The organism is Paraglaciecola sp. T6c, assembly GCF_000014225.1.
Taxonomy (GTDB): Bacteria; Pseudomonadota; Gammaproteobacteria; order Enterobacterales; family Alteromonadaceae; genus Paraglaciecola; species Paraglaciecola atlantica_A.
Window position 1 is genome coordinate 255,256 of sequence record NC_008228.1, and the last position, 26,142, is coordinate 281,397.

Sequence of the window (26,142 nt, forward strand, 5' to 3'; positions counted from 1 at the left end):
AAGGGAGGCACAGCAAAATGACAGTCAAAATTAACACTCCCTTTGTCTATTTAAGCATAGATGAATTTACATCAGTTGAGAGCCGCAGAGGGAGGCTTTTAAGAGGAGGTGCAAAGCAACAGCGCATCGCTTTGCACCTACCCGTTAGAGGGTGTTGTTAACGGGTCATATCGTTAACGCGTCATTTTTCTAACGCATATTGTCTAGAGTGCTTTCGAGTGCGGCCATACCGGTAGGCAAATCTAATTTGTGACCTAAATCGATAAAGGCAGAGCCTAGTGCATGAATGGTGCGGAACAAGTTATGAGTACGGCACTGTTCACCCATTTGCCCTATGCGCACTATATTCGGTCCAAACGAGCCGGATATCTCAACTCGATAGCGGTTTGACATCGTACTTAGTACATCTTTGCCGACGATGTTTTGCGGTAAACTGATCCCCACCACTGATGCAAGACGCGCATGTGGCTCCACGTATAATTCTAACCCCATGCCTTCGACTGCTGCTTGCAGCGCTTTTGAACAACGTTCATGGCGGGCAAATCGCACCGGTAAGGTTTCTGTGCACACCAAACGTAGCGCTTCATGAATAGCTAAAATACCAGATACGGGCGCGGTGTAGTGATAAGACTTTTTGTACCAGAATTGGTGGCCTAGCTTGGCGTCAAGGCACCAGTGTCGCAGTTGGTCGGTGCGTGATTCAATAAAGGCCCACGCTTTCTCTGAAAAACCCACTAAGGATATGCCAGGAATACACGACAAGCCTTTTTGGCCGCCAGTGATCACAGCATCGATACCCCAATCGTCCATGTCTAATGCCATTGTGCTCAGTGTGCAAACTGCATCGACAATGACCATACAGTTATGCTTTTTGGCTACGCGGCAAATCTGCTCTATCTCGGCATTATGCACGGTATTTGAGGTTTCGCCCTGCACTATGGTCAATACGTTGGGTTGGGTACGAATGATATGCTGTTCGATGGCTTCGGCACTCGCCGCCTGACGCTCGTCGATCAGGATCTTGATCACATCAGCTTGTAAACGCCCAGCCATTTCAGCTAAGCGGCTACTAAAAAAACCGTTACAGATGCTAAGCACTTTATCGCTAGGGCGAACTAAATTCGCTACTGCCATTTCCATAGCAGCTGAACCCGGGCCTGCGACGCCTAAAATCAAGCCGTTTTCAGTTTGAAAAACATAGCGCGACATGACTTTAACTTGTTCGATAATTTGCGCCATGGTGTCGCCGAGATGGTTGATCACTATGCCATTCGCCGCCGCTACTTTGGCCGGAATAGGTACCGGACCTGCCCCCATCATCAGTAAGGGTTCATCGGGTAAAATGTTATCTAGCGAAATAATTCCTTGTGGCACACAAATCGACACTGGGTCTCCTGAGTCATTAGACTGCTTAAAAAAGTGGATCCCTAGCATATCGCCAAGCAGCAGGTACGCATAGTGCAAAATTGAAACAAATATATTTAATCAATCGTTGGTTTTGCGCTTATAAACGCCCCAGATCATTTACTCACAAATATGTGGCTAAACCTTCTGAATATTAATACCTTTTTACAAGTAATATCAATAATTTACATCACATTAACCTGAGGGGCGATAAGGCTTGTGAGGGAGTATTTTTACTGTACAATGCCGCCCCTCGAAAGCATGGACTTGCTCAAAATATATCCAGTAACGAGTTTGAAACACGTTTAGACACTGGAAGAATCCAGGAGAAATTCAAGTATGCATTCCTCAACACATCGATTTTACGAAGATGTACTGGCCATCTTAAGCGGTACGGTCTTCGTTAGCTTAGGTTTAGCCATCTTTAAAGCGTTAGGTTTATTGATTGGTGGTACGGCAGGTATTGCGCTACTGCTGAGCCAATTTGTGCCGGTTAATTTTGGTTTACTGTTTTTTCTTGTGAACTTGCCGTTTTATTACATTGCGCTGAAACAGTTAGGCTGGCGCTTTACCTTGAATACCTTTGTGACCATTTCACTGGTGTCTTTGCTGGTGGAAAACATGCACTTGTTTATATCCTTGAGTGACATTCAGCCGGTTTTTGGTGCCGTTGTGGGGGGAATGCTAATTGGTATGGGCATGCTGATTTTATTCCGGCACAAATCCAGTTTAGGCGGCTTGGGTATCTTAGCGTTTTATTTACAAGGCAGTAGAGGCATTCGCGCTGGCACGTTTCAACTGGTGGTAGATAGCCTGATTGTGGTCGGGGCGTTATTCATTATGAACCCGATTTTATTGGCCATTTCATTGGCAGGTATGGTGACGACCAACGTAATACTTGCGGTGAATCATAAACCCGGGCGTTATCACAGTAACTATGCAGAGACCATGGCCGAGTTAACCTCAGAACCGGCTCAGGAAGCTAAAACTATCCAACAAATCAACACTGCTAAGGTTTCTGATCAACCGGCGAACAGCTGAGCAATATCGTTAAATGCTTTAAATTCCAGAGCATTGCCACATGGGTCGAGTAGAAAAAGTGTGGCCTGCTCACCAGGTTGCCCTTTAAAACGCACATAGGGTTCAATCACAAAACTCACCTCAGCGGCTTGCAGACGATGAGCTAAGTTTTGCCAATCTTTCATCTTAAGCACAACCCCGAAATGCGGCACAGGTACGGCCTTGTTATCTACCTTATTGGGTGCGGGATGGCTCGGCATTGCGGCAACCAAATGTGTGACTAATTGATGGCCAAAGAAATTCCAATCTATCCATTGCTCTGAAGAGCGACCTTGCTCGCAACCTAATAACTCACCGTAAAAGGCTTTACTTGCCACCAAGCTGGTAACGGGTATGGCTAAATGAAAAGGCATAACTGACATGGTGTTTCCTTTTGGCTGTAAGTGAGCAATGTACTAACGAAAACGCGCTGGTGAAGCTATGGCAACCGCCCAGGCATAAAAAAAGCCGCTTAAAAGCGGCTTTCAGAATATAACAATTGGCTATTACACCTCAAATGGGTGACGCAGAACGATGGTTTCGTTGCGGTCAGGGCCCGTTGAGATAATATCAATGGGTACGCCCGTTAACTCTTCTAGGCGTTTGATATAGTTTTTAGCCGCTTGTGGCAAATTATCATACTCGGTCACACCGAAAGAGTTTTCACTCCAGCCCGGCATTTCTTCATACACAGGGGTGATGAGTTCATAATCATCAGCAGCCATAGGCGGTACATCTTTTACTGTGCCATCTGCATGCTTGTAACCAGTACATATGCTTAAGGTTTCTAAGCCATCCAGTACATCTAGTTTGGTTAAGCAAAAGCCAGTAATAGAGTTAATTTGCACTGCGCGTTTCATGGCAACAGCATCGAACCAACCCGTGCGACGTTTACGCCCAGTGGTTGCGCCGAATTCATGACCTTTAATGCCCAAATGCTGGCCTACATCACAACCTAATTCCGTTGGGAACGGGCCAGAACCTACACGCGTCGTGTAAGCTTTAACAATACCTAGCACATAGTCTAAATGTAGCGGGCCAAAGCCTGCCCCTGTTGCAACGCCACCCACAGTAGTATTGCTTGAGGTGACATAAGGGTAAGTACCGTGATCAATATCAAGCAAGGTGCCTTGAGCGCCTTCGAACATGATTTCGTCACCTCGTTTACGGGCGCGATCCAATACGTCAGTTACATCAACCACCATGGCTTTTAATATGTCAGCCACGGCCAATGCATCAGCCAGTGTTTTCTCATAGCTTACTGGCTCAACTTTATAATAGTTGGTCAGCATAAAGTTATGATACTCAAGCACTTCTTTTAGCTTTACAGCGAAATCGGTAGGATTAAACAAGTCACCCACTCGCAAGCCACGACGAGAGACTTTGTCTTCGTATGCCGGCCCAATACCGCGACCAGTGGTGCCGATTGGCTTGTCGCCACGGGCTTTTTCACGGGCTAAATCAAGCTCGACGTGAAAGGGGAGAATAAGTGGGCAAGCCTCACTGATACGCAAGCGCTCCTTTACCGGTACGCCGCGCTCTTCAAGCATCGCGCTTTCTTTCAGCAATGCTTCAGGGCTAAGGACAACACCGTTGCCGATAACACAGGTTACGTTTTCACGTAAAATACCAGAAGGAATGAGGTGCAAAACGGTTTTTTCGCCGTCAATGACCAGTGTATGTCCTGCGTTGTGTCCACCTTGATAACGAACAACATAGGTTGCTTTATCAGTTAAAAGATCTACAACCTTACCTTTACCCTCATCACCCCATTGGGTTCCGAGTACCACTACATTTTTAGCCATGGATTAGAGAAGTGTCAGAAAATTAGGCGGGGATCCTATCAAATTTCAAGCGGCATCTGAATACAAAAATGCGCTTAATTTTTATATCAGGAAAAACAGGCTGACGGCACCTATAGTCACAAGCACGCCACCGACGCTACGTAATTGATTTACAGGCTGTTCTAACATTTGTTGCAGGTAATTCCGCCATTTATTTGGAAACAACATAGGGCCGATGCCTTCGAGGATCAGGACTAATGCGAAGGCAATAAGGAGTGTATGCAACATAAAAACGCTCTAAAACGAAACAAGCGGCATATGATATAGCAAATTGATCCCTCACCCTAATGGGCTAATGCATGGCTGTTTACCAGCGTTAACTCAAAGCTAAAGCAGGTGCCTTTGCCCAGTTTGCTTTCAACCGTTAAGTCTGAATTGAGCAGCGCCATTAGTTTTTGACAAATGGCTAAGCCTAAACCAGCGTGGCTGCAGGTGTCTTTTTCGGTGTTACTTGCTTGGTATCGCGCATCAAAAATAAAAGCGATTTCTTTGTCACTGATACCAACGCCAGTATCGCGAATATCCACCCTGAGTTTGTCGTTGTGTATCGCAACAGCTAAATCTATTTTGCCTTGTTCAGGGGTATGGCGAATGGCGTTTGCGATTAGGTTGGTCAGCACCCTTTCCAATTTACCTATGTCTGCAAACACGTGATACTCGAAATGATTAGGGATGACGCGGATCTTTATGTTTTTGCTTTGCGCTTCTAAGGCGAACTTGGCCGCCACATCATGAAGTAGCTCCCCAAGAGGGAATGGCTCTTGATGCAAGGTGACTTGCCCGCCTTCTAAATAAGCGAGCTCGAATATTTGGTCAATAAGGTGTTTAAGGTTTTTAGCATTTTTAAGGGACACATCAACGAAATGCTCTCGGTCTTGTTTGGATAAGCTCTCACCATTTAACGCTAGGGTTTCAATATAACCCTGCAAACTGGCCAGCGGTGTGCGCAAATCATGGGATAAATCGGCTAAAAGTACACGACGCTGGGTGTCTATTTTACTTAGCTGTTCGAACTGGTGATCGATATGCGTCAGCATATCGGTGAATGCACAGCCGAGTCGGTCAACTTCGTTGTGGCTGTTTTTATTCCACACGGCTAAATCCCGGGGTACCTGTTCACGATGAAAATCAGCTTCACGCACCTTTTCCATGTCGTCACTTAGGCGCCTCAATGGCGTGGTAAAATACTTGAACATGACCAGCAATGCGATTAGCAACAGCATTAAACCGACCACCAAGAATATAGCAATTTCACGCATGCTTTGGCTGTTCTTTAAACTCGCCAGAATGGAGTCATAACGCTCGCCGCCAATGATGACATACAAATAACCTTGTAGTTTGTCATCGTTATAGACAGGTGCAGCGGAGAAAATTTTATGACGCCCAAGTTGCCTAGGATCATCTCCTTCAACAGGAAAGCTCCGATTGTCGCCAATCAAATGCTTAATCGGGGCAATATCCACTGATGTGGCTTTTACTTTGCCAGGTTTCGCCGAATAGGTGAGTATTTTCCCTTGCGGGTCCAGGTAGTAAAACTCAAAGTTTGGCCCCAGTATCATCAGAGAATGGAAGAGGTTTCCTAACGCGTCATAGTCATATACGCCTTCTTTTAACAGTGGGTTGTCGCGCACTAGGTGCTCGGCCAAGCCTATGTGTAGTTTTTGTTCTGCTTCTTGTTGGGTTAGTTTTTGCAATTCATTAGTGGAGTAAAAGCAGGCAATCATGACCAGCATAAATACCGCCACCAGTGAAATTGCTAAACGTTGATAGAAGCAGATTTTCATTAGCCTGATACCCCTTGAGGATTAAATTTGTAGCCCACGCCCCAGACGGTTTGCACAATTTTAGGAGAGGTGGCATCGTTTTCCAGCTTGGCCCGCAGTCGATTGATATGAGAGTTGACGGTATGCTCATAGCCGCTGTGGTGATAACCCCATACCGATTCTAATAATTGGCTTCGGCTGAACACTTGGCCAGGGTGGCTGGCGAGATGATGCAGTAGTTCAAACTCGGTGGCGGTTAGTACCAGTTCTTGCTCTGCTAAAAACACCTGATGGGTTTTTTGGTCTATTCGTAAATCACCTGTATTTAACGCTTCATCAGGTTGCTGTGACGGTACGTGAGACTGGCGCAAAGCGTGCACTTTGCGTAACTGTGAACGCACCCTGGCTTGTAGCTCACGCACGCTGAACGGCTTTGTCATGTAATCATCTGCGCCTAACTCTAATCCCAATACCCTATCGGTTTCAGAGTTTTTTGAGGTCAGCATGATGATGATTTGCATCGGGCGTTCATCACGAATTTTACGACAAATATCTAAGCCGCTCATGTTGGGTAGCATGACGTCTAGTAAAATAACGTCATACTCGTTACTTAGTGCTTGGTGTAGCGCAGTTTCGCCGTCGACTTGATGATCTATTTCAACACCAAGTTCGAGTAAATTAACCCGCATTAGGTTGGCTATATCAAGGTCGTCTTCAACAATGAGGATGCTATCTGTCATAGGGAGTACCACTATTTAAAAACATATAGAGCGATAAAAAAGCGCTTATCTTTCATTCGATCAGCGCTTTTTATTTTAAACACCTATCTCCTCACGTTATTTTTGTTATTCCGTTCGCGTAATGCGCACTCGAATGACAGGGTTGTCGAACTTGTGTTCAACCGTTAAAGCTGAGGTACTTAAGCCATCGTCAACACTAACCACACCTGGATGCATGGAGATAAAGCCAGTGTCATCACGGGTAGGGTTAAAGCCTTCACCGCTTGCAGCTGGGCCTGGCACAGTTGCTGCACTTTCGGTGTTTTTCTCAGTGCCTGCATCATATGCAGGGCGGTTGCTTGTCCAGCTGTCACCTACCTCCAATTGAGACAAATCCCATGCATTTAAGCCGGTAAATGCATCATTGGTATTGCCTAGCATTGCCGCGATAGTCAACTTAGCATCAGTGATGTCTTGGATGGTGACACTGATAGTTTGCTGGTCGCCAGGCATAATTGGGCCTTCGCCACCGGCACTTGTCATCCCTAGGGTGAGGAATGACTCAGAGTCGCCGACTTCTGCGATTCGCTCTAACTCAACAGAAGGTACCTGACCTACTGCCCATAAATTGCCATCGGCGTGAAGAACAATCGCGGGAGGTGATACAGGTTGTCCGTTGGTTAGGTTGATAACCGTTACATCGTAGCTCACGTCAACGGGCGTAGGCACCGGTGCGGGGACTTCAACTTCAACAATCACTTCTTTGGTGTCGTCGCCACAGGCGCTCAATGCTAAGGGCAGCGCCAGTAGAAGTGCTTTCTTATAATGTTTGATTAAATTTGGCATAACAGTCTCCTTATCTGACGGTTACTGTTACTTTTGCGACCGGGTTCAACCAACGGTGCACGCTATTGTTTACATCGCTGGTGCCATCGGTCATTGAATCGTCACCAATGTTACCGCGGTGAATATGCACAGTAGCATTGGTATCGGCACCAGCTACTCCGCTACCGCCCGTGCCAAGTAACGGGTCTAACGGTGGTGGAACAGGCATGCCTGGCATACCTGGTGCGCCGCTGCCGCGTAGTTCGTCATTGGCTTCTGTACCCGCATCATATGCATTTAGAAATACAGTATAAGTGCCTGCTTCGGTTGGGATTTCCCAATTATCGAGCCCCACGAAGCCATCGTTAGAAGGTAAAACCATGGCCACCACAGACAACATGACGTTACCGTCTGTGGTCATAACATCCCCAGAGGCACTCATTGTTGGGGCAAGTAATCCGCCTGCAGGGTTGGCAATCATGTCAGCACTAGCAGCGGTAGCGACTGTGGTGATTCCGTCGATGCTGCCGCCCTCAGCCATCATCTGTAATTCTGTACTGGCGGCTTCGCCTACTTCAAACAAGCTGACATCTGGGGTATGAACAACTGCCGCTATGGGAGTGAAATATAAACCGTGGGTTAAATTTTGTACTTCGACACTGATGTCGGCGGCCAAGCTTTGTTGGCTTGATAACGCTAGCATTGCTGCCGCAGATAGAATAGTTGTGCGCTTCATGATCGTTCCTCAATAGTGAATTTGTGTTAATGCACAATCAATATTGCGAGGTAAATATCCCGAAAGTATCACGGAAAAAACACGATTTTGTTCTACTGGTCAAACAATGGATATTTCTTAAAAAAGGCAAATTGAGGTGGGTTAGAAGGGCAAAAGATGCCCCTACATGTGACTGAATAACGGTTTACGATTGACGGGGAATTGCCGGTTCAGGCTCTGTTGTTGGGGTTAATTTAGCAGGCGCTCCCTCAGGAGACTGCGCTGGTGACGACGGAGGAACCGCGGGGGTGTCCAGTTTAGGCGTTGGCACTACAGGCTTAAGTTTGGGTTTAACTTTGATTGACTTCTTCATTTGTTTTCTAACGGGAATTTTCTTCGCTTTGTCCAATTGGATACTGTAACCATTACCACCAATGCCATTAAAGACCTCGTCAGTGAAAATAATGGTATTGTTGTCAGCAGCAAATGTCACGGCTTCCTTTTGCGTGACTATGCCTAAATCAATTTGATAAGCGTCGCCAGAAAAGAAGTCATCGCCTTTCCAATTTTCGAACAACCACAAACGCTCTGAATCGAGCAATACCAGTTTGGTGCGGTCTGGGCTAAGCGCAGCTGACGTCACCCAGCACAGTTCTTTTATGATGGTACAGGTCGAAAATTCATTAATGTATTCTGCGTCAAAATTCGCTGCGTGATCCCCAATTTTGTAAATGCGTGTTTTCCCGTCAAAAGGGCTCGTACGATTTTTGGTGAACAGATACAAATTGCGCTTAAAATAGATAAAGGCTTCAACATCGTAATGTACATTTTTACGCGGTTTTTCACCTTTTATGGCCTTGAATTTGGGGTAGGTAAACTTAATGATTTCGGCAGTGGTGGTATCTCCTTTTATGTCGATAGGATTTTCAATTTTGTAGATGGTTAACCATTCGCGATCATTGTGGTTGTTGCCAAAATCACCAATAAAAAAGTGGCCAAAATAGTCCTGGGTCATGTCTTCCCAGTCAGAATTTTTGGCATTAGTGATTTTGATGCTACGGACGATGTCACCTGTATCGCCAAGTTGATACAAGCGCGGCTCATCTCCGCCATCATTGATTGCCCACAAACGCTGCCTTTTATCGAACTCAATACCGGAAATTTCTTTTAAGCGGCTATCAAAACTGATGAATTTAACACTATTGAGCAACCACACGCGGTAACCTTGCACTGCAATGAATATGGCTGTGGTCGCCAATACGAGATAAGTAATGGATTTTTTGGTCAGCATGAAAAATAGTAGAGTTTGAGTGTTGGGCTAAGTATACCGCTATAGGCCCAAAAAAGGTGCCTATATTGCTTAGCAAAGTGCAAAAAAGTGTTACTTGCTAGTGACACCTTTTGAAAGCCGTGATTAAGTGGCTAATATGTCGTTAAACTGCGACAGAATCTGACTATATTAGGCGGTGTTAAAGTAAATCTAAGTTATTGAAAATTATGATTTTAAAAGTCACTATTTGAGCTTTTAATTATTTTCAATATCAAGGTTAAATTTTCTTGACGAGATTTGAAATTGGGCGTAAAAATCCGCCGATTGCAGACAAAAATTGCTGCAAGAAATAAGCGTTTCTATCGCCGTAAGGCATCCTTATTTTGGTGAGGAATTTATGAAATTTTTACTAGGATTGATGTTATCACTGACATTGTTCGGTGCGGTTGCTGATGAAGGCGACGTTGCCGATGCAGCATTGATTGCAGAGTTAAAACAGTATTGTAATGACATTGCTGAAGAAGACGGTACAGGCGGACAAAACCTAAATACGTTTTTGCTTGAATGTGTAAACAACGAGCTGACAAATGAAGGTTATCAAAAAGTAGAAAAAATCTAAGCCAATCCTTGGCAAATAACATATTAGCCACGTCATAAGACGTGGCTATCTAGTTGCTGCGTTATCTCATGATTCTTGTCGCTGTTTATTCTTTCGCCAGTACCGCTAGCATACGCAAAAAGCCTGCAACAGAAGACAATGGCGCGGACTCCTGCATGGTGTGGTAGCCCGAAGATGGAATTTGTAAGGTTGTGCCGTCTACCAGGCCATTAGAAGCAGAGATTATTCGGCCTAACTCCGTGGCACCGAGGGAATAAGGAGCGTCGCCATTGGCGATGAGCTTAGCATTTTGCGCTTCTACGTAGGTGTCTTTAAATTGATAACTCAGGCCCAAATTTTGACATTCAGCCATCAAACGTTCGGTTAAACGCGGGTTAAACACAGCATTGGCGTCTTTGTGGCGCAATATAAGGTTCTGCTGTGCTGCACTAGGTAAATCCGGGTAGGGGCTGGTATCAACGACAATTAACTGATTAGTCGAGCCGCCGAAACGTCTGAACCATTCCAATAAATAACGCCAACTTTTTCCGGCTTCTTCTTGAGCTGTAAAAAAAGCGGTTCCTTGGAATCCACCTTCGAATAAATGCACAAGAGCAGCTGTGGTCAATATATTATCGAGTTGGCCTACTAGCGCTTGATCTGTAATGCTGAGTTTGTCAGTAAACGCCACAGGTGTGCCCGCGACAACGTGTTCTAAGCCATCGACTTCAAAAATTAGGTTATTGCGATTCTCACAGATATAGGCTCCTTTGATGGTGCCGCGCCCACGATATGCACCGGACCAAGGCTCGTAAGCATAAACCGATTCATCATCGAAACGGTCGACTATTTTACGCATCAAGCTCTCGCTGACAGAGTTGCCCAGCAAGTCAGAGCGAGCACCCGCCACAAAAGCAGCGTACTGGAATTCATTTGGGCCAGTGCAGACTAAACCATGGCGGTCAATATGCGCCGAAAACATTATGCTATCCGGGGCGTTGCCCTGAGCCACAAGCAAGCCTTCATACCAAGTCACTTTTGCACCTCGTTCTTCTAATTCGCGTTGCAACACGCGAAAAAATGAATGCTCTGCGCCGACCACACTGGGGCTGCGCATTAGGCTGCTGAGCAATTCAATAAAACTGGCTGGCAAATCGACTTGGGCAAAAGGGTGGGGCATAACGTACGACCTGATTTTGGTTTGCCTGTAGGGCAACTAAATGAATAAGGTTGCGTTATACCATGTTAATTGCTCAATGGATTATTTATCTGAGACCCAGTCCATTTGAAAACCCGCTCGGCGTTTTTTGTCGAGGATCTCTTCTAATAAAGGCGTGAGGATGAGCTCCATGGCCAAGCCCATTTTACCACCTGGCACCACTAAGGTGTTGATACGAGACATAAAAGCACCGTCGATCATCTGCAGTAAGTAGGGGTAATTAACGGTTTTCATTTCTCGGCGAAAACGCACAACAACAAAGCTCTCGTCTTGGCTGGGAATTTCCCGGGCGCTAAAGGGGTTTGAAGTATCAACTGTTGGTACACGTTGAAAATTTACATGGGTACGAGAAAACTGCGGTGTAATATATTGAAAGTAATCGTCTAGGCTGCGCACTATGCTGCTCATGACGGCTTCTCGTGAATGCCCACGCTCTGCAGTATCGCGCACTATTTTCTGGATCCATTCTAAATTTACGATGGGCACCATGCCGACCAATAAGTCTACGTGGGTTGCAACGTCGGCCTCTTCCGTGACTACGCCACCATGTAAGCCTTCATAAAATAACACGTCGGTATTGGTTGGCAGTTCTTGCCACGGCGTAAAGGTACCGGGCATTTGATTAAACGGAACCGCTTCGTCAAACGAATGCAAATAGTGGCGGTGTTTGCCTTTACCCGTTTCAGCATATTCACTGAACAATTGTTCGAGCATCACGAAATCATTGGCTTTGGGGCCAAAATAGCTAATGTGTCGCCCTTGTTCTTGGGCTTTACGAATTTCGACTTCCATCTCTGGGCGTGTAAAACGGTGAAAGCTATCGCCAGCCACAACAGCAGCATTCACCGACAAATTACGAAAGATATGGCGGATCGCATTGGTGGTTGAAGTGGTGCCAGCCCCAGAAGAACCAGTGATTGCAATAATTGGGTGTTTTACAGACATGTAGGTTTCTTGATGGAAAAAATGAGTACCATTTAAATGCAAGCGGCTAGTTAGGGTCAAGCGCTATTCTTATTTAGTTATAAATACTGGCGTTGCATAAGACAGGGTTTGCCTTGTGCGAAAGCGAGCTAGGCGTGTGTCAACGCGAGTTAGTACGTGGTGTTTTTTTCACATAGATTGTTTTGCTAGGTTGAGCAGTTCAAATAAACTAACGGATTGCGTCACGACTAAAAATGTAACACTACATCGCTACATCGCTACATCGCTACATGGCTGATGTGACGTGCGTCACGGGACAAACTTTGTAACAAACCAAAATGCTGCAAATCCAGAGGATGCTTTGGAATTTCAGCGCTTTACCTTATAGTGGCTGTACTGTGATAAAGGGATCCGATAATGGGACAAGAAACCACAAAAATTTTAGTAGTAGACGATGATATGCGTTTACGCAGCTTGCTTGAACGCTATTTGGTTGAGCAGGGTTATCAGGTGCGAGCGGCTGCCAATGCAGAACAAATGGATCGCATGCTAGAACGTGAGAATTTCCATTTGATGGTACTTGATTTGATGTTGCCTGGGGAAGATGGCTTGTCTATTTGCCGCCGCTTACGTCAAAAAGAAAATGAAATTCCTATTGTGATGCTAACGGCCAAAGGCGATGAAGTTGATCGTATTATCGGTCTTGAAATGGGCGCAGATGATTATTTACCCAAGCCCTTCAACCCTCGTGAGTTATTGGCTCGGGTGAAAGCGGTGTTACGCCGAAAAGTCGTTGAAGCACCTGGTGCGCCGTCTCACGCTGAGCAAATTGTTGAGTTTGGCAAGTTCAAATTGAATTTGGGCACGCGTGAAATGTCGAGTGAAGGTACGCCAATGACATTGACCAGTGGCGAGTTCGCTGTGCTTAAATCTTTGGTCACTCATCCTCGCGAGCCGTTATCGCGGGATAAATTAATGAACTTAGCGCGTGGCCGTGATTACAGTGCACTCGAGCGTAGCATCGACGTGCAAGTATCTCGTTTACGCCGCATGCTTGAAGAAGACCCTGCAAACCCGCGTTATATTCAGACCGTATGGGGCCTAGGTTACGTTTTTGTACCAGACGGTGGTGGAGCCTAGCCGTCGCTAGCGTAGTTAATAGAACGTGAGATTCCTTCCTAAAAGTGCTTTCGGGCAAACGGTACTGCTGATTGGTATGTTGTTGCTGATCAATCAAGTGGTATCGTATCTGTCTGTGACCTACTACTTCATCCGCCCCAGTTACCAGCAAATCAATAACTTGTTGGCCACCCAGATCAACCTCGTCTTTATCGAAGAAATCGACCATAAAGATCCCGAGCTGCATAAACGCTTTTTTGCCGCGACTGGTATGCGCTTATTGAGTAATGAAAAAGCGCAAGAGGAAGGGGTAGAGCAGGCGATTTATTATCCTTATTTGTCGCGCCAAATGAGTTTGAAACTCGGCGGCGAAGCGGAAGTACGTATTACTCAGGGGAATCCGTATTTGGTCTGGGTTAAACCGCCACAAGATCCTAGCGTCTGGGTCACTATTCCCATGCTAAGCCACGGTGAGTCGGACATTTCGCCATTGACCATTTACTTGCTGGTGATCGGTATTTTGAGTGTCGCCGGCGGTTGGATATTCGTGCGCAGGCTGAATAAACCATTGCAAGCCTTGCAACATGCGGCTATTGAAGTAGGGCGAGGAAATATACCGCCGCCGCTCGAAGCGCAAGGCTCAACTGAATTGATGGCTGTTACTCAGGCATTTAATCAAATGGCAAAGGGAATAAAGCAACTTGAAGATGACAGGGCGCTGTTAACGGCCGGTATCTCTCATGATTTACGCACACCCTTGACCCGCATTCGTTTAGCCACCGAAATGCTCCCTGAAGCCCAAGATTGGCTAAAAGAGGGCATAGTGAACGACATTGAAGACATGAACGAAATTATTGATCAGTTCATTAATTATGTGCGTCAAGATCAACAAGAAAGCATGGTTGGCGTGGACGTCAACGATCTTATCCGTGATGCAGTTCAAGTACGTAACATTGAAGAGCACCACAATATCCACTTACACCTAAAACCTATCCCTACCGCTTGTATGCGCAGGGTCGCGCTTAAGCGGGTGTTAGATAATCTGATTGAAAATGCTTTTCGCTATGGTAGCGAAGACATTGAAATTCGCTCTGGTTACGATAAGGCGCGTAATTTGCTGTTTTTCTCGATCCGAGATTTCGGCCCAGGTATTCCTGATACGCAAATCGAAGGTTTGTTCAAACCTTTCACTCAAGGCGATAAGGCCAGAGGCAGTTTGGGCTCAGGGTTAGGGCTTGCCATTATCAAGCGAATTGTCGATATGCACAGCGGCGAAGTGACATTAAAAAACCACCCTGAAGGTGGTTTGATCGCCAGTATTTTTATTCCTCACACTTGCCCTTAACGAACAAGGGCAAGTAGGGTTTACGCATGTAAGCCTGATTGCTTGGGCTTGCAATTATTGGTCGTTTTGAGTGTCCATCGCAAACGTGCCCGCGTGAATTGCGTGTACGTCAATTTCATCAAAGCGATACTCACGATGACAATATTGGCAGTTCATTTTGATAGCGCCTTCAGTGGCAACAATATCCAATAATTCCGCTTTTTCCACTGCAGCTAATGCATTCGCGCTACGTTCTCGGCTGCAACTGCATTTAAAAATAATGTCAGCTGGCGGGTAAACTTCAATCTCTTCCTGATGGTAAAGGCGATAAAGAATATCTTCAGCGGGTAAGCTAAACAGTTCTTCATTTTTAATGGTTTCAGTCAGCTTCGCTAAATGCTCGAATCCGGTGTCGGTGGTTGCTGTCGCCTGACTGCTGGTGGGCAAAATTTGCAAGAACATGCCACAGGCCTTTGCGCCGCTATCCGTCTGTTGGGTGCGCAAAATGACTTTGGTCGCAAGTTGCTCTGATTGTTGAAAATAGCTCTCAATGCATTCTGCTAAGGTCGGTTTATCTAACGCCACCATTCCTTGATAACGCTCACCGTCTTCAGGGGTGATAGTGATCACTAAAATACCTTTTGTAAACAGCTGACTAAAGTCAGTAGGTAATTCAGCCAACGACTCATCCCATCGCGCTACGCCACGTAACTGCTGATCATGAGTACCGTTGATAACGGCGTAGTTTACCGGGCCATCGCTTTGTAATTGCAGGGCAATATCCCCTTCAAATTTCAATGTGGCAGTCAGTAGTGATGTGGCTGCCATTAATTCACCAAGTAGTTTCTGGATGACGGGTGGGTAAGCGTAAGAATCCAAAATAGATTGGTAGCTGTTTTCTAATCTAACGAGCTCACCACGCACATGAGCTTGATTGAAAAGGTAACGATGCAATTGGTCAAAAGACATAATAATTTCTCTATGTAGCAGCTTTTCGCTGATTACTGGTGTTTAAGTTGGATAATTTGTCGGCGTTGTTTCTTGTCAGGGCGCTGATCAGGCTTGGGGCTATGAAAAGCACTTAACTTTCGCATCTCAGCATTTTTTTCACGTTGTGCGAGGCTTTCCGGGGTTTCCTCGAACATCCGCTGGGCTAACGGAGCAGAACGACGATGTTCGGCTAATTCTACCACGATGATCTCTTTTACATCGTATCCTTGGGGAACTTTTATTGTAACTTTGAGCTCTACCGCCTTGCTAGGTTTACACCGTTGGCCATTGTAACTGACCTTGCCTGACATCACCGCTTCTCTGGCGAGAGCACGTGTTTTAAAAAAGCGCGCAGCCCAAAGCCATTTATCTAAGCGAACACTTTGTTCTGTAAAAGAATTTTTGCTGTTTTGCATGTTGTTTGGCATAAAGAGTGGCCGATATGTAATATTTTCGTAACGAATGCTTAATAGAGTTGTGACCCCGATGGCGACTCGTTATCATTGGTGGAAAGAAATTTAAAAATAATAATAAAATATAAGTGGTTTATGTTACGCCCACAGCCCCTAAAAGGAAAATTTAACCGATGAAAACTGTGCTTGTCACAGGCGCTAACCGTGGTTTGGGTTTAGGGCTATGCCAGCAATATTTTTCACAAGGGGATGTGGTTATCGGCGTCTGCCGTGCAAGTGCTGATCAAACAGACTTACTCGCGTTAAAAGCGCAAAATGAAGATAGGATGCACATCATGCACGCTGATCTTCATTCACAGGCGTCAATCGAGCAGTTGGCAGAGCGTGTGCAAGGTCAGTTCAAAATTGATGTGCTGATTAATAATGCCGGTGTGAGCGCCAACGAACCCCTAGGTGAATGGACGCAGACAGCCTTTATGAATAATTTTCTGGTTAACAGCGTGGCGCCCAGCTTAATGTGCCAAGCATTGCACGATACGTTAACCTCACAAGCGCGCGTTATTCAGTTATCCTCAGGGGTTGCCTCTATCGCCCAAAGTGACAAGTTTGCTCAAGCACCGTTAGACGCTTACGCCATGAGTAAGGCGGCGTTGAATATGTTTACGCGTCGTTTTGCAATCCAGCATCAGGCCAGCCAGCAAGTTATTTGCGCGCTAAGCCCAGGTTGGGTTCAAACTGATATGGGTGGACAAGATGCAACAAGTACAGTACAAAATGCGTCGCGAAAAATAGTTACCTTAATTGAGCGGTTAACCATAGCGGATACTGGTCATTTTTTTGATGAAAATGGGGTGCAGCTCCCTTGGTGAAGCATTTAGTTTATGCTCGTCTGAGTATTGCTCAGACGATGATTTATAAGATTCAACAACGAGAAAAGAACTATCACTAACTATAATTTCAATCACTTGTGGCTAAGCTTAATTAAGTACCAGCAGCTGATAAATCGCGTTGTTGTGGCGGTATTAGTGATTTTCTTATTAGCCTATTTAGCCGAGTTGACCTGGCGCTTATGGCCCAAAAGCGAATTGGCACATAATGATGCGCCATTAACGCGTCTTGCCCCGATAGCCTCAGGCAATAATTCCACTCTCAATTTAAACGCCGTAAAACGACTTAATTTATTTGGCGATTTTCAAGCCTCTCCTGTGGCTGAGCAAACCGTTACTGATGCACCTGAAACAAAATTAAACCTGACACTGACTGGTGTAGTCACCAGCTCAGTGCAAGAGCAAGGTGCCGCTATTATTGAAAACCGAGGTAGTCAAGACACCTACGGCCTAGGCGAAAAGATCATTGGCACCAATGCTACGTTACGTGAAGTGTTTCGTGACCGAGTCATTATCCGTAATGGTGTGGTAAATGAGACCCTTATGTTAGATGGTGTTGATTTTGATGAAGCCAATAAAAAACGCACGATTACCCCTCGTCGTCCTGCACCTGCAATTTCTCCCTCGCCGATACAAGATAACGTGATTACTTTATCTGATGACGTGATAGATGCCACGCGTATGCTTCAGCAGCAACCTGCTAATTTTACTGAGTTTATCTCGGTCGCTCCCCATAGCGCCGATGGTGAGTTACAAGGCTATCGCGTCAGTCCAGGTAAAAAGCCTGCACTGTTTAAAGCGGCAGGTTTGCAAAATGGTGATGTCATTACTGATATCAATGGTTTGAATTTAACCGATCCTCAGCAAGCTGTTGAGGCCATGGGCGAATTGCGCGGTGCGCAATCCTTACAAATTACCGTCAGCCGAGACAACGATTTGCTGACCTTGTTTTTAGAATTACCCGATGCGGAACAGGAATAACTAGAATGAATTTTATCCAGCGAACAAGCCGTAATATTTTACCCAGCTTGTGCCTTATTATTGGGGCCGCATTTTTCTCTGCGTCAACTTTTGTAGCAGCCAACGAATACTCACCTAACTTTAAAAATACTGATATCGGTGAATTCATTAATATTGTGGGTAAAAACCTCAAAAAGACCATCATTGTTGACCCCAATGTGCGCGGCAAGATATCTGTTCGCAGTTACGATCTGTTAAACGAGGAACAGTATTACCAATTCTTTTTAAACGTATTGCAAGTGTATGGCTATGCCGTGGTTGAAATGCCGACGGGTATAGTCAAAGTGGTACGTTCAAAAGACGCAAAAACATCAAACTTGCCCGTTGTTGAGGGCACACCGTTTGACGGGGATGAAATGATTACCCGGGTAATGCCAGTGTATAACGTACCGGTACGTGAACTTGCTCCTATTTTGCGTCAACTAAATGACCAAGCAGGCGGCGGCAATGTCGTTAGCCATGATGCATCAAACGTAATGATGCTAACGGGGCGAGCTGCAGTGGTAAATAGGTTGGTGGAAATCATTGAGCGGGTAGATAAAGCCGGCGATGAAGAAGTGGAAATCGTGAAGCTAAAATTCGCCTCGGCCACAGAGTTAGTACGCATCATCGAGAGCATTAATAAAACCACGGGTAAAGCCAGCGCAAGTGGCAAAGATGCTCCTCGCGTAGTGGCTGATGACAGAACAAACAGTATTATGGTCAGTGGTGATATCAAAGCGCGCCAGCGTATCGTGAATCTGATTGAACGCATGGACCAGGAATTAGAAACCAGCGGTAACACGCGAGTTATCTTCCTTAAATATTCCAAAGCAGAAGAACTAGTCAAAGTATTGCAAGGGGTTAGTGCCAGCATTCAAGCCGAAGAGCAAGGTGCTGCGAAATCAACCAGTAAAGCGGCGCGTGATATCAGTATTGAAGCCCACGAAGATTCCAATGCCCTCGTTATCACCGCCCAGCCAGATATGATGCGTTCATTAGAAGACGTTATCCGCCAACTAGATATCCGCCGCGCACAAGTACAAGTGGAAGCGATAATCGTGGAAGTGTTTGAAGGCGACGGCACCACGGTTGGTGTGCAATGGGCAAGTGAAAAATACGGTGCGCAGCAGTTTAGCAATGGTAACGTGGTAGGTATTGGCTCATTAGCCGTTGCCGCAGAACAAGCAGAAGATACAACGACAACCACAGTTGGTTTTGATGATGATGGCGACCCGTACTCATTTGATGAAACAACAGAAGGAGACTACACCGCCCTTGCTTCACTGCTTGGTGGCGTAAATGGTTTCTTGGTGGGGGCAGTAAAAGATGGTTGGGGCGCAGTGCTGCAAGCGGTGAGCACAGATACTAACTCGAACGTACTGTCTACCCCGCATTTAACGACCCTTGATAATGAAGAGGCCTTTTTTATTGTGGGTCAAGAAGTACCGATTATCACAGGCTCCACAACCGGTTCGAATAACACCAACCCATTTCAGTCTGTAGAGCGTCAAGAAATAGGTATTAAGCTTAAAGTTACCCCACAAATCAACGAAGGTAACGCAGTACAACTGCTTATAGAGCAAGAGGTATCAAGTATTAGCGGCGCAACCTCAGTGGATATTCTGATCAACAAACGTGAGATCAAAACCACCGTTATAGTGGACGATGGAGGCACGATTGTACTGGGTGGATTAATTGATGATGATGTGCAAGAGAGCGTGTCTAAGGTGCCTATTTTGGGTGATATCCCTTATCTTGGAAACTTGTTTAAGTCGACTACTACCAGTAAATCTAAACGTAATTTGATGGTGTTTATTCGTCCTACGATTATTCGCGATGGGGTAACAGCCAGCGATATTAGTCGTAAAAAGTACAATTACATTCGCGCTGAACAGCTTAAGCGCCAGTCAGAGGGCATCCCGTTAATGCCATTTTCTGAAAACCCAGCGTTACCAGAATGGGACGATGGCTTAGCTTTGCCGCCTTCCTATGGCGAGTATATGGAAAAAAGAGCGCAATCTGAAAAAGCCGCGCAGCAAAAGGATGATGAGTAGCCATGAGCTCTGATTCAACGATCACAGAATCAATAAGTACTGTGGAAGCCGAAGAGCAGGCCCTCGTTGCTGCGGGCACAGATGTAGATGCCCCCATAGAAGATGCTGAACACAAGCAGCTTGCGTTCAGTTTCGCTAAGCGCCATAAAGTGCTGCTAGAAACCGCGGAAACGCCTGCACTGCTTTATCATACCAATGAGACAGACTTTGCTATTTTTGCTGAAGTCAGGCGCTTTTTGGGGCAGCCTTTTCAATTGCGAGAAATTGAAAGCGGCCAGTTTGAAACGTTACTGACCAGCGCATTTCAGCGCGACTCGTCAGCGGCTAAACAGCTAATGGAAGATATTGGCAATGAAAGTGATTTATTTGCGCTTGCCGAAGAGTTACCTGACACAGAAGACTTGTTAGAAAGTGAAGATGATGCACCGATCATCAAATTGATTAACGCCATGTTGGGCGAAGCCATCAAAGAAGGCGCATCTGATATTCATATTGAAACCTTTGAAACCCAGTTGTTGGTGCGCTTTAGGGTTGACGGTGTATTACGAGAAATTTTAAAACCGAATCGTAAGATGGCTTCAATGTTGGTGTCTCGTATTAAGGTTATGTCGAAAATGGACATTGCCGAGAAGCGTGTTCCCCAAGATGGACGCATTACCTTACGCATTGCCGGTCGAGCGGTTGATGTGCGGGTATCGACCATGCCATCAAGCCACGGTGAGCGCGTGGTGCTGCGTTTGCTTGATAAGAATAATGTACGCTTAAATCTTGAAGATCTAGGGATGACCAAAGTTAACCGCGGGCATTTCTCCGGTCTTATTCGTAAGCCCCATGGCATTATTTTGGTGACTGGCCCTACAGGTTCTGGTAAATCCACAACCTTGTATGCGGGATTAAGCGAAATCAACTCAAAAGATCGTAATATTCTTACCGTTGAAGACCCAATAGAATTTGATTTACAAGGCATAGGGCAAACCCAAGTCAATGCTAAAGTCGACATGACATTCGCACGAGGCTTGAGGGCGATTTTACGTCAGGATCCTGATGTGGTTATGGTTGGGGAAATCCGAGACTTAGAAACCGCGCAAATTGGTGTGCAAGCCAGTTTAACAGGCCATTTGGTGATGTCGACACTGCATACCAATACCGCTGCAGGGGCGATTACGCGCTTGGAAGATATGGGCATAGAGCCATTCTTGTTGTCGTCTAGTTTATTGGCTGTTTTATCACAGCGCTTAGTAAGAACCTTGTGCCCACAATGTAAAACCACCCACGAACCTAGCGCCCAAGAGTGCAGTATTTTAGGTGTGGCTATTGGCAGCGAAGCCAGTCATCAGGTGTGTCGACCTAAAGGTTGCGCGGCGTGCAACCATACTGGTTATCGCGGGCGTACCGGTATTCACGAATTATTGATTGTCGATGAAGGCATACGCGAGCTGATCCATAACGGTCACGGCGAGCAAGCTATTGAAAAATACATACGTCAAAATACGCCTAGCATTCGTGATGATGGTTGTCGAAAAGTCTTGAGCGGAGAAACTTCACTAGAAGAAGTCCTGCGTGTAACGCGAGAAGACTAGAATGGCAGCGTTTGCATATAAAGCGATTGATAAAAGCGGTAAAAATAAAAGTGGCGTACTAGAAGGTGACAATGCTCGCCAAATACGTCAGCAACTGCGTGAAAAGCAACTTATTCCGCTAGAAGTCGAACAAGTCGCGGAAAAGGAGCGCCAGTCCGCCAAACAGTTTTCATTGTTCAAACCGAAAATTTCTGCCTCTGATTTAGCCTTGTTAACGCGTCAGTTAGCGACTTTGGTAGAGTCCTCTTTGCCCATTGAAGAAGCGTTAATGGCTGTGGCGCAGCAATCTGAAAAACCTCGCCAGAAAAACATGATGATGGCGGTACGCAGTAAAGTGGTAGAGGGATACAACTTAGCGGATGCCATGGCGGAATTCCCTCACGTATTTGATGAGCTGTTCAGAGCTATGGTCGCAGCGGGTGAAAAGTCTGGCCACTTAGATACGGTGCTTAATCGCTTAGCGGATTACACTGAGAAGCGTCAACAAACCCGCAGCCAAATAACCCAAGCCATGGTTTACCCTACGCTTATGATGTTTTTTGCCATGGGAATAGTGATCTTATTACTCACCGTGGTGGTGCCGAAAATTGTCGGCCAATTTGATCACATGGGGCAAGATTTGCCCACCATTACTAAGGTGCTGATCAGCGTCAGTGAATGGATGCAAAACTACGGTTTACTATTGATTGTGATTTTTGCATTGGCGGCTGTTGTTCTAAGTCGCGTGCTGCAACAACCTGCGATGAAAAAACGCTACCATCATTTTATTCTAGGTTTACCCTTATTGGGAAAGGTCTCTAAAGGGTTAAATACTGCACGCTTTGCTCGAACATTAAGTATTCTGACCTCTAGCTCGGTGCCTTTACTTGAGAGCATGAAAATTTCCAGTGATGTGTTGGCGAACTTGTACATTCGAGACGAGGTCAAAGGTGCATCAGTCAATGTAAAAGAAGGTTCAAGCCTGCGTGCGGCTCTAGAGCGTACCAAAATGTTTCCACCCATGATGATGCATATGATTGCATCGGGGGAGCGTAGTGGTGAGCTGACGCAAATGTTAGGGCGCGCAGCGGACAACCAAGACAGAGAGTTTGAATCCTTGGTTGGGGTATCTTTGAAAGTGTTCGAGCCTCTTTTAATTGTCTCTATGGCGGGTATTGTGCTGTTTATCGTAATGGCCATCCTGCAACCTATTTTAGCTTTAAACAACATGGTGAATCTTTAATGAAAACGTTACAACGTACACAGCGCGGCTTTAGCTTGATTGAAGTCATGGTCGTTCTACTAATTATCGGCATTATGGCATCGATGATCGCCCCGTCTATTTTAGGTAATCAAGAACAAGCGCAACTGAAAAAAGCGGCAGTGGATATTCAGCAGCTTGAAAGCGCACTAGAAATGTACAAGCTGCGTAATAACGTGTTTCCTACCAGTGAACAAGGCCTTGATGCCCTAGTTACCATTCCTACCATCGATCCCATTCCTCGTAATTATCAAGACGGTGGATTCATCAAGCGTTTACCTGAGGACCCTTGGGGCAATCCCTATCAGCTAATTAGCCCAGGGGAAGTCGGGGTGATTGATATTTTCTCAAATGGACCTGATGGCGAAGCCGGCACTGATGATGATATTGGTAACTGGAACCTTAATGACTATTTAGGCTAGCTTGCAGGTGCCCAGACAGCTTCATACAAAACGAACAGCATTATGACTCGCATACAACGTGGTTTCACCTTATTAGAGGTGATGTTGGTGTTAGTTATCATGGGGCTTTTGGCGGGCACTGTGGTGTTCAATATCAGTGGTCAAAGTGGGCAAGACAGGCTTAAACAGCAAGTACAACGCTTTCAAGTCGTGTTTAGTATGGCCTCAGATTACGCAGTGCTGAACCAACAACAGCTTGGTTTGTATGTAGATGAAGACAAAAGCCAATACAGCTTTGTGATGTTGGATGAGGAGCAAAACTGGCAGCTTATATCTGGTGATAAAACCTTTGAAGCGCATACCTTGCCTGATGAGTTCACCTTTGAATTAGCGTTAAACGATCTGCCTTGGGATACTGACGACAGCTTGTTTAATGAGTCATCTATCGATGCTGAATTGTCTTTCAGTGATGATGAAATAAGTATCGGTGATGAAGAAGAGAAAAAATTGCCGCCTCCTCAAGTGTTTTTATTGTCCAGCGGTGATATCACCCCGTTTTCACTGGCATTTTCCTTTGAGCCTGATTTTTCGTCTGAAGCTGCCAGTTATTTTCGAGTAAATGTACAAGATTCTCTGCCGGTTGCGGTAGAAGGGCCGTTGGAAAATTTATGAGGTCACTTGCCGGAGGCTGCCATCAAAAGGGTATGACACTGCTAGAGGTGATGGTTGCCTTAGTGATCTTTGCCATGACAGCCACCGCGATAATGAAGGCCGCGAGTGATCACCTGGGCAGTATTGGCCAAATTGAAGAAATTACCTTTGCTACTTGGGTGGCGAATAATCGCCTGACACAACTACAGTTATCGAGCCAGTGGCCCCCAAAAGATAATGCCAAAGGGGAGCAAACCATGGCAGACCGCACATGGTATTGGCAGCAAAAAGTCATCAAAACGAATGATAGCGAGCTTATGTCGGTGGAGGTGAGCGTTGCCCTTGACGCGAAGTTATCTGCGCCAATCACATCTGTGGTGACCTTTGTAGCTAAGCGAGATGATGATGTGTAAGCCAGCTCTCGCCCCTACTTACCAACTTGTTTCACCTGCAGGATGTTTAAACGCTTCAGTAAAGCGTAGGGCAGAGCACGGCTTCACCTTGTTAGAGATTCTTATTGCCATGGCGATTTTTACCTTAATTGGTATCGCCAGCACAGGTGTACTGACAAGCGTAATCGATAGCGATGAGCTCTCCACGGAACGTTTTGAGAAACTACAAACATTGCAGCGAGCAATGCTGACACTTGAGCGTGATATATTACAGGCTGTTGCGCGTCCCGTTAGAGTGGAGGGCGAAGCGAATGGGCGCGTCATGCTAGGTGGTGACGGGGTGTTAGACAGCTATCATGACGGGTTAGTTTTTGTGCATGGCGGCTGGCATAATCCGCAGCTACGCTTGCCTCGTAGCACATTACAAGGTGTGGGTTTTCGGGTGCAGGAGCGCCAATTACAGCGTTTGTACGGCAACTATGTGGATAATGTTATTGGCTACGAGCCCAAAGTGAAAGTGCTACTCGAGAACATTGATGATTTTAAAGTGTATTTTATACCGGTTGATGAGGATGAGGAGGGCGACTCTGCGTGGCAAGATGATTACAGCGATGAGGTTTTGCCTAAGGCTGTCGCCATAGAAATTACCAGTCAAGACTTTGGGCTAATTCGCCGTGAGTTTTTGTTATCAGGCGCGAGTTCATGAGGTTGAGCGTTGCAACTGTAAAGCACCAAAAAGGCGTCGCGCTGATTATTGTATTGCTGATTGTTGCCCTAGTAAGTGTATTAGCAACGCAAATGGGCTCAAGGTTACAGCTACAAGTAAAACGCGCATCGAATATCAAGGACAATAACCAAGCTTACTGGTATGCCATGGGGGCTGAACAATACGCGCAAAAGTCGATAAAGTTCCTACTTGAGAATAGCGACGGAGTGATTCATCTAGACCAGCAGTGGTCAGAGCCTTTCGTTTACCCACTTGAAGGTGGGGGAATACAAGCTCAGCTATTTGATATGCAGAGCTGTTTTAATATTAATAGCCTACAAGCAAGTGCGCAAAACAGTACAGGCTCTGATTCAAATTCAGGTGTCAGCGAGCGTCAGCTGGCCTTTAAGCGTTTAATGACCAACATTAATGCCGATATCAGTACCTATGACATTGATACCTTTAGTGATTCGCTCGTCGACTGGCTCGATGCGGACAGCCAGATGAGTCAACAGGGCGCAGAAGATAGCGAGTATGAATCTCGTCAGTTTCCCTATCTTGCGGCAAACAGTTTAATGGCGCATAAATCAGAATTACGGTTAGTGAATGGCGTCAGTAACGCATGGTTAGACGATATTTTAGAGCAGGTTTGTGTGATACCAGGTGATGATCAATTAAAAATCAATGTGAACACGGTAAATGAAGACAGCGTGGTGGTATTAGCTGCTTTAACGGGGTTAGATGAGTCAGGTGCACAAGATGTCATCTCCAATCGCCCAAATGATGGTTATAAAACCAAAGATGACTTTTTGGCCGTGAATACGGTGTCAGCTTTAAACATGCCTACCGAGAGAGAAGATTGGTTTGATGTCACCACGCAGCACTTCTTATTGAAGGTGAAGACTACGTATAATAACGCCACATTTTCCATGGTCACCGTATTCACCGTAGATGACAGCCAGAACGTGAGCATACTGCGAAGAGAGTTTGGCATACAATGATAAACGCTAAAAATGAAAATCCACCGGCAGTGAACAGTGGGG

The 26,142-nt window shown here is 45.7% G+C and carries 27 protein-coding genes; 14 read left to right on the top strand and 13 right to left on the bottom strand.

Translation table 11 applies throughout. The annotated features are described in order from the left end of the window. Window positions 1-189: 189 nt before the first annotated feature. Window positions 190-1,386 carry a pyridoxal-phosphate-dependent aminotransferase family protein gene (locus PATL_RS01090; protein WP_041713131.1) on the bottom strand — a complete coding sequence of 399 codons (1,197 nt, stop codon included), beginning with the start codon at window positions 1,384-1,386 and terminating at the stop codon, window positions 190-192. Between the two features lie 357 nt (window positions 1,387-1,743). On the opposite strand from PATL_RS01090, the gene PATL_RS01095 reads away from it, so the two are divergent. Next, window positions 1,744-2,445 carry a YitT family protein gene (locus PATL_RS01095; protein ID WP_011573149.1) on the top strand — a complete coding sequence of 234 codons (702 nt, stop codon included), beginning with the start codon at window positions 1,744-1,746 and terminating at the stop codon, window positions 2,443-2,445. On the opposite strand, the gene PATL_RS01100 is transcribed toward PATL_RS01095, so the two are convergent. The 8 genes from PATL_RS01100 to PATL_RS01135 all read right to left on the bottom strand — a co-directional run bounded on the left by PATL_RS01100 (window position 2,427) and on the right by PATL_RS01135 (window position 9,620). Beyond that, complete coding sequence (locus tag PATL_RS01100) at window positions 2,427-2,846, bottom strand: VOC family protein (RefSeq protein ID WP_011573150.1); 420 nt, start codon at window positions 2,844-2,846, stop codon at window positions 2,427-2,429. The genes PATL_RS01095 and PATL_RS01100 overlap by 19 nt on opposite strands. Before the next feature lie 123 nt (window positions 2,847-2,969). Next, entirely contained in the window at window positions 2,970-4,268 is a 1,299-nt protein-coding gene (locus PATL_RS01105) for an adenylosuccinate synthase (RefSeq protein ID WP_011573151.1), read from the bottom strand. An 81-nt stretch (window positions 4,269-4,349) separates the two neighbouring features. Then, window positions 4,350-4,535, bottom strand: coding sequence for a DUF2065 domain-containing protein (locus PATL_RS01110; protein WP_011573152.1), 186 nt, complete (start codon window positions 4,533-4,535; stop codon window positions 4,350-4,352). Window positions 4,536-4,591: 56 nt separating this feature from the next. Further along, window positions 4,592-6,091 carry a sensor histidine kinase gene (locus tag PATL_RS01115; RefSeq protein ID WP_011573153.1) on the bottom strand — a complete coding sequence of 500 codons (1,500 nt, stop codon included), beginning with the start codon at window positions 6,089-6,091 and terminating at the stop codon, window positions 4,592-4,594. Then, a complete protein-coding gene (locus PATL_RS01120; RefSeq protein WP_011573154.1) occupies window positions 6,091-6,810 on the bottom strand; it encodes a response regulator transcription factor in 720 nt (239 codons plus the stop codon). The genes PATL_RS01115 and PATL_RS01120 overlap by 1 nt, the downstream gene beginning before the upstream one ends. A 105-nt stretch (window positions 6,811-6,915) precedes the next feature. After that, on the bottom strand, window positions 6,916-7,635 hold the full coding sequence (locus PATL_RS01125; protein WP_011573155.1) for a spondin domain-containing protein: 720 nt from the start codon (window positions 7,633-7,635) through the stop codon (window positions 6,916-6,918). Between the two features lie 10 nt (window positions 7,636-7,645). Beyond that, window positions 7,646-8,350, bottom strand: coding sequence for a spondin domain-containing protein (locus PATL_RS01130; protein WP_011573156.1), 705 nt, complete (start codon window positions 8,348-8,350; stop codon window positions 7,646-7,648). 184 nt (window positions 8,351-8,534) lie between these two features. Then, window positions 8,535-9,620 carry a hypothetical protein gene (locus PATL_RS01135; RefSeq protein ID WP_011573157.1) on the bottom strand — a complete coding sequence of 362 codons (1,086 nt, stop codon included), beginning with the start codon at window positions 9,618-9,620 and terminating at the stop codon, window positions 8,535-8,537. A gap of 376 nt (window positions 9,621-9,996) precedes the next feature. On the opposite strand from PATL_RS01135, the gene PATL_RS01140 reads away from it, so the two are divergent. Further along, window positions 9,997-10,218, top strand: coding sequence for a hypothetical protein (locus PATL_RS01140; protein ID WP_011573158.1), 222 nt, complete (start codon window positions 9,997-9,999; stop codon window positions 10,216-10,218). Window positions 10,219-10,303: 85 nt separating this feature from the next. Here PATL_RS01140 and PATL_RS01145 read toward each other — a convergent pair whose 3' ends face one another. Continuing rightward, entirely contained in the window at window positions 10,304-11,377 is a 1,074-nt protein-coding gene (locus tag PATL_RS01145; RefSeq protein WP_011573159.1) for a peptidase M42, read from the bottom strand. Window positions 11,378-11,458: 81 nt separating this feature from the next. Then, complete coding sequence (locus tag PATL_RS01150) at window positions 11,459-12,361, bottom strand: phosphoribulokinase (protein ID WP_011573160.1); 903 nt, start codon at window positions 12,359-12,361, stop codon at window positions 11,459-11,461. A gap of 396 nt (window positions 12,362-12,757) precedes the next feature. On the opposite strand from PATL_RS01150, the gene ompR reads away from it, so the two are divergent. Further along, the gene (gene ompR / locus PATL_RS01155; RefSeq protein ID WP_007983803.1) at window positions 12,758-13,480 is read left to right on the top strand and encodes an osmolarity response regulator transcription factor OmpR; all 723 of its coding nucleotides are present in this window, start codon (window positions 12,758-12,760) and stop codon (window positions 13,478-13,480) included. A 25-nt stretch (window positions 13,481-13,505) separates the two neighbouring features. Then, the gene (gene envZ / locus PATL_RS01160) at window positions 13,506-14,804 is read left to right on the top strand and encodes a two-component system sensor histidine kinase EnvZ (protein ID WP_011573161.1); all 1,299 of its coding nucleotides are present in this window, start codon (window positions 13,506-13,508) and stop codon (window positions 14,802-14,804) included. A gap of 54 nt (window positions 14,805-14,858) precedes the next feature. Here the strand turns inward: envZ and hslO are convergent, their stop codons facing one another. Together hslO and hslR are read right to left on the bottom strand one after the other, a co-directional pair. Next, entirely contained in the window at window positions 14,859-15,752 is an 894-nt protein-coding gene (gene hslO, locus PATL_RS01165) for an Hsp33 family molecular chaperone HslO (protein ID WP_011573162.1), read from the bottom strand. Between the two features lie 32 nt (window positions 15,753-15,784). Continuing rightward, a complete protein-coding gene (gene hslR, locus PATL_RS01170) occupies window positions 15,785-16,201 on the bottom strand; it encodes a ribosome-associated heat shock protein Hsp15 (RefSeq protein WP_011573163.1) in 417 nt (138 codons plus the stop codon). Window positions 16,202-16,359: 158 nt separating this feature from the next. On the opposite strand from hslR, the gene PATL_RS01175 reads away from it, so the two are divergent. The 10 genes from PATL_RS01175 to gspK all read left to right on the top strand — a co-directional run bounded on the left by PATL_RS01175 (window position 16,360) and on the right by gspK (window position 26,100). Next, a complete protein-coding gene (locus tag PATL_RS01175) occupies window positions 16,360-17,055 on the top strand; it encodes an SDR family oxidoreductase (protein WP_011573164.1) in 696 nt (231 codons plus the stop codon). 96 nt (window positions 17,056-17,151) lie between these two features. Next, window positions 17,152-18,054: a type II secretion system protein GspC gene (gene gspC, locus PATL_RS01180; protein WP_041713135.1), complete on the top strand. Its 903-nt coding sequence runs from the start codon at window positions 17,152-17,154 to the stop codon at window positions 18,052-18,054. Window positions 18,055-18,059: 5 nt separating this feature from the next. Then, a complete protein-coding gene (gene gspD / locus PATL_RS01185) occupies window positions 18,060-20,129 on the top strand; it encodes a type II secretion system secretin GspD (protein ID WP_011573166.1) in 2,070 nt (689 codons plus the stop codon). Between the two features lie 2 nt (window positions 20,130-20,131). Then, window positions 20,132-21,709 carry a type II secretion system ATPase GspE gene (gene gspE / locus PATL_RS01190; RefSeq protein WP_011573167.1) on the top strand — a complete coding sequence of 526 codons (1,578 nt, stop codon included), beginning with the start codon at window positions 20,132-20,134 and terminating at the stop codon, window positions 21,707-21,709. A 1-nt stretch (window position 21,710) separates the two neighbouring features. Then, a complete protein-coding gene (gene gspF / locus PATL_RS01195) occupies window positions 21,711-22,931 on the top strand; it encodes a type II secretion system inner membrane protein GspF (protein ID WP_011573168.1) in 1,221 nt (406 codons plus the stop codon). Continuing rightward, window positions 22,931-23,371, top strand: coding sequence for a type II secretion system major pseudopilin GspG (gene gspG / locus PATL_RS01200; protein ID WP_006992299.1), 441 nt, complete (start codon window positions 22,931-22,933; stop codon window positions 23,369-23,371). Before gspF ends, gspG begins: the two co-directional genes overlap by 1 nt. 42 nt (window positions 23,372-23,413) lie before the next feature. Further along, window positions 23,414-24,022, top strand: a complete 609-nt coding sequence (gspH, locus tag PATL_RS01205; RefSeq protein ID WP_011573169.1) for a type II secretion system minor pseudopilin GspH — start codon at window positions 23,414-23,416, stop codon at window positions 24,020-24,022. Next, a complete protein-coding gene (gene gspI / locus PATL_RS01210) occupies window positions 24,019-24,414 on the top strand; it encodes a type II secretion system minor pseudopilin GspI (RefSeq protein WP_011573170.1) in 396 nt (131 codons plus the stop codon). The genes gspH and gspI overlap by 4 nt, the downstream gene beginning before the upstream one ends. After that, on the top strand, window positions 24,407-25,099 hold the full coding sequence (gene gspJ / locus PATL_RS01215; protein WP_157043433.1) for a type II secretion system minor pseudopilin GspJ: 693 nt from the start codon (window positions 24,407-24,409) through the stop codon (window positions 25,097-25,099). Before gspI ends, gspJ begins: the two co-directional genes overlap by 8 nt. Beyond that, a complete protein-coding gene (gene gspK / locus PATL_RS01220) occupies window positions 25,096-26,100 on the top strand; it encodes a type II secretion system minor pseudopilin GspK (RefSeq protein ID WP_011573172.1) in 1,005 nt (334 codons plus the stop codon). Before gspJ ends, gspK begins: the two co-directional genes overlap by 4 nt. The last annotated feature ends 42 nt before the right edge of the window (window positions 26,101-26,142 follow it).

What these genes read in the sequence shown, in the direction of transcription:
- PATL_RS01095 (WP_011573149.1), top strand. Translation starts at nt 1,744, where the DNA reads ATGCATTCCTCAACACATCGATTTTACGAAGATGTACTGGCCATCTTA.
- PATL_RS01120 (WP_011573154.1), bottom strand. Translation starts at nt 6,810, where the DNA reads ATGACAGATAGCATCCTCATTGTTGAAGACGACCTTGATATAGCCAAC.
- PATL_RS01150 (WP_011573160.1), bottom strand. Translation starts at nt 12,361, where the DNA reads ATGTCTGTAAAACACCCAATTATTGCAATCACTGGTTCTTCTGGGGCT.
- gspD (WP_011573166.1), top strand. Translation starts at nt 18,060, where the DNA reads ATGAATTTTATCCAGCGAACAAGCCGTAATATTTTACCCAGCTTGTGC.
- PATL_RS01100 (WP_011573150.1), bottom strand. Translation starts at nt 2,846, where the DNA reads ATGTCAGTTATGCCTTTTCATTTAGCCATACCCGTTACCAGCTTGGTG.
- hslR (WP_011573163.1), bottom strand. Translation starts at nt 16,201, where the DNA reads ATGCCAAACAACATGCAAAACAGCAAAAATTCTTTTACAGAACAAAGT.
- PATL_RS01125 (WP_011573155.1), bottom strand. Translation starts at nt 7,635, where the DNA reads ATGCCAAATTTAATCAAACATTATAAGAAAGCACTTCTACTGGCGCTG.
- ompR (WP_007983803.1), top strand. Translation starts at nt 12,758, where the DNA reads ATGGGACAAGAAACCACAAAAATTTTAGTAGTAGACGATGATATGCGT.
- hslO (WP_011573162.1), bottom strand. Translation starts at nt 15,752, where the DNA reads ATGTCTTTTGACCAATTGCATCGTTACCTTTTCAATCAAGCTCATGTG.
- PATL_RS01105 (WP_011573151.1), bottom strand. Translation starts at nt 4,268, where the DNA reads ATGGCTAAAAATGTAGTGGTACTCGGAACCCAATGGGGTGATGAGGGT.
- gspK (WP_011573172.1), top strand. Translation starts at nt 25,096, where the DNA reads ATGAGGTTGAGCGTTGCAACTGTAAAGCACCAAAAAGGCGTCGCGCTG.
- PATL_RS01145 (WP_011573159.1), bottom strand. Translation starts at nt 11,377, where the DNA reads ATGCCCCACCCTTTTGCCCAAGTCGATTTGCCAGCCAGTTTTATTGAA.
- gspG (WP_006992299.1), top strand. Translation starts at nt 22,931, where the DNA reads ATGAAAACGTTACAACGTACACAGCGCGGCTTTAGCTTGATTGAAGTC.
- PATL_RS01135 (WP_011573157.1), bottom strand. Translation starts at nt 9,620, where the DNA reads ATGCTGACCAAAAAATCCATTACTTATCTCGTATTGGCGACCACAGCC.
- gspH (WP_011573169.1), top strand. Translation starts at nt 23,414, where the DNA reads ATGACTCGCATACAACGTGGTTTCACCTTATTAGAGGTGATGTTGGTG.
- PATL_RS01130 (WP_011573156.1), bottom strand. Translation starts at nt 8,350, where the DNA reads ATGAAGCGCACAACTATTCTATCTGCGGCAGCAATGCTAGCGTTATCA.
- gspF (WP_011573168.1), top strand. Translation starts at nt 21,711, where the DNA reads ATGGCAGCGTTTGCATATAAAGCGATTGATAAAAGCGGTAAAAATAAA.
- PATL_RS01110 (WP_011573152.1), bottom strand. Translation starts at nt 4,535, where the DNA reads ATGTTGCATACACTCCTTATTGCCTTCGCATTAGTCCTGATCCTCGAA.
- PATL_RS01140 (WP_011573158.1), top strand. Translation starts at nt 9,997, where the DNA reads ATGAAATTTTTACTAGGATTGATGTTATCACTGACATTGTTCGGTGCG.
- gspE (WP_011573167.1), top strand. Translation starts at nt 20,132, where the DNA reads ATGAGCTCTGATTCAACGATCACAGAATCAATAAGTACTGTGGAAGCC.
- gspJ (WP_157043433.1), top strand. Translation starts at nt 24,407, where the DNA reads ATGTGTAAGCCAGCTCTCGCCCCTACTTACCAACTTGTTTCACCTGCA.
- gspI (WP_011573170.1), top strand. Translation starts at nt 24,019, where the DNA reads ATGAGGTCACTTGCCGGAGGCTGCCATCAAAAGGGTATGACACTGCTA.
- PATL_RS01175 (WP_011573164.1), top strand. Translation starts at nt 16,360, where the DNA reads ATGAAAACTGTGCTTGTCACAGGCGCTAACCGTGGTTTGGGTTTAGGG.
- PATL_RS01115 (WP_011573153.1), bottom strand. Translation starts at nt 6,091, where the DNA reads ATGAAAATCTGCTTCTATCAACGTTTAGCAATTTCACTGGTGGCGGTA.